This window comes from Calditrichota bacterium (genome assembly GCA_016867835.1).
GTDB lineage: Bacteria > Electryoneota > AABM5-125-24 > Hatepunaeales > Hatepunaeaceae > VGIQ01.
Genome location: VGIQ01000199.1, coordinates 1 through 2392, shown reverse-complemented (window position 1 = coordinate 2392; position 2392 = coordinate 1). Strand labels below are relative to the sequence as shown.

The following is a 2392-nucleotide window of genomic DNA, read 5'->3' as shown; positions in this document are numbered from 1 at the left end:
CTGGATGAAGACAATGCGCGCTATGGACACCGAACTGCGCGATGCAAGCAACGACGAAGTCGGATTTAAGTTCTATCCTAATATGGTGATGGGTGACGAGCGCGACGTGGTGCGCAAGATCCGGCTCGGACAATTGCAGGGAGCGGGATTCACGGGATTCGGGTTGGGAGAAATTCTTCCAGCGGTGAGGCTATTCGAATTGCCCTACCTATTCGACTCCGATGCCGAAGTCGATTGCGTAAAGGCAGCGCTGACTGCAGACTTTGAAGCGATGTTCGCTGAAAAGGGATTTGTCCTGTTAGGCTGGGTCGATGTCGGCTGGGTCTATTTCTTTGCTGCCAAGCCGGTCGTAACACCCTCAAGCCTAAGGGCGGTAAAGCCCTGGGCCTGGGACGGCGATCCGCTCGCGCAAGGATTTTTTGCCGAATTGGGCCGGAGTCCGGTGTCGCTTGCCATCACCGATGTTCATCTCGCACTGCAAACCGGAATGATCGATGCTGTCTATGCGTCGCCACTCGGCTGTCTGGCGCTGCAGTGGTTCAAGAAACTCGCCTTTATGTCGGATGTGCCGTTTACCAATGCGATGGGCGCGGTGCTGGTAGATAAGAAGACCTTTACGAGTCTTGCAACGGAAACTCAGGTTGCATTAAGGGCTATTGCCCGACGGCACTTGGAGGAACTGGTGCGGACAACCCGGCAGGAAAATAGGGAAGCCTACGATCTGCTTCAGAAGGAAGGCTTGAAGCCGGCACCTTCGACACCAGCCGAGCGTGACGAACTACGTGCTGTCGGGTTAAGAGTCCACGACCGACTTGCCGGGTCGCTTTATTCGCAGGGACTTCTTGACCGGACGAGGGCTATATTGCGCGATTACCGCGCCAAGGCACAATGACGGCTATACTTCAAGTCGTCCGCCGGGCAATTCGTCAAGTTGCAGCGTTTGCGGTAACGGTTTTGACCGGGTGGCTGTTGTTCAACGGATTGCTGCTGTTGATTGCCCGGTGGCTTGGCTGGCAGTCGCCGCTTTGGGCCGAGGCACAAATCAAGTTTGCAGTTCTTTGGATCGGGCTTACCGGCGGGATATTGGCGGCTGCCGACGACCGTCACATCCGGATCGACCTCGTCGATCATTACCTCAGTCAAACGACCAGACGCAGACTTAAGCAGGTGATGCATCTCACATCTGCGATCGGGACGGGGATCATCGCCTTGCTTTCGCGAGACTTTCTGATCGCAGAAAGGAGTGCAGGCTCGATTTCGGCAAACTTTCTCTTCGGCACCGGCGTTCCCCTTTATTACCTCGAACTCATCATCCCGATTGCCTTCGGACTGATGGCGACCCTGTTCACATTAGCCTTCCTCTTGCCAGGAAGTTCCCCCTCCCGGCAATGATTCTGCTGTTGATTCTGCTGGGCTTAGCCGCTCTGGCCGGCTTGCCACTCTTCCTGACACTATCAGGGCTGGCTTTAGCGGGGCTTGGCAGCGAAGGCCTTAGCGCTTCGCTCTACTTCGGTGAAATGATGCGCCTGGCGGGGAATCCGACACTTGCTGCGGTGCCGCTTTTTTGTCTATCCGGTTACCTGCTCGCGTCGAGCGGCGCTCCAGGGCGACTGGTCAGACTTGCCGAAGCGATGTTAGGCTGGCTTCCGGGCGGTCTGGCTATAGTGGCAGTCGGAATCATGGCGCTGCTCACCGCGTTCACCGGGGCTTCAGGGGTCACCATCGTCGCGCTGGGCGGACTGATGCTGCCGTCGCTTCTAAAGAGCAACTTCAGCGAACGCTTCAGCCTCGGATTGCTAACCGCGTCGGGGAGCATAGGACTTCTATTTGCGCCGAGCCTGCCGCTTATTCTCTACGGTATCGTCGCCGAAGTGCCTATTGACCGCCTCTTCCTCGCCGGGGTTGTCCCGGGTCTCTTGATGGTCGCAGGCACGGCGGTCTATTCAGGTCTGAAGGCACCACATGCAACGACAAAGAGGAGAGAAGAGCGTGTCGGTATTTGGAGCGCACTGAAAGGGGCGATCTGGGAAGCAATACTGCCTATCATCGTCCTGGGCGGCATCTATGGGGGCTTGCTCACCGTCGGTGAAGCTGCCGTAGTGACGACGGCATACCTGATTGTAGTCGAAGTGTTGATCTACCGGGACATAAGATTGCTTGACCTTCCCCGAATCGTCAGCGACAGCGCCGTTCTGGTGGGGGGGATTATGGTGATCCTCGGGGCAGCGCTGGCATTGACCAACTACCTGATCTACGCCGACATTCCTACTACGCTTCTGGAAGCAATATCTTCGCGCGTCGATTCCCGGGTGATGTTTCTGGTGGCGTTGAACCTCTTTCTACTCATCACCGGCTGCCTGATGGATGTTTTCTCAGCGCTGGTGGTGGTGGT

The 2392-nt window shown here is 56.8% G+C and carries 3 protein-coding genes; all 3 read left to right on the top strand.

The window, feature by feature from the left end:
• Positions 1–892, top strand: an 892-nt coding sequence (locus FJY67_12060; GenBank protein MBM3330182.1) for an ABC transporter substrate-binding protein, incomplete at its 5' end; no start/stop codon positions are given.
• Positions 889–1392, top strand: coding sequence for a TRAP transporter small permease (locus tag FJY67_12055; GenBank protein MBM3330181.1), 504 nt, complete (start codon positions 889–891; stop codon positions 1390–1392). The genes FJY67_12060 and FJY67_12055, both read left to right, overlap by 4 nt.
• Positions 1389–2392: TRAP transporter large permease subunit (locus FJY67_12050; protein ID MBM3330180.1), on the top strand; the 1004-nt coding region annotated here is incomplete at its 3' end. The genes FJY67_12055 and FJY67_12050, both read left to right, overlap by 4 nt.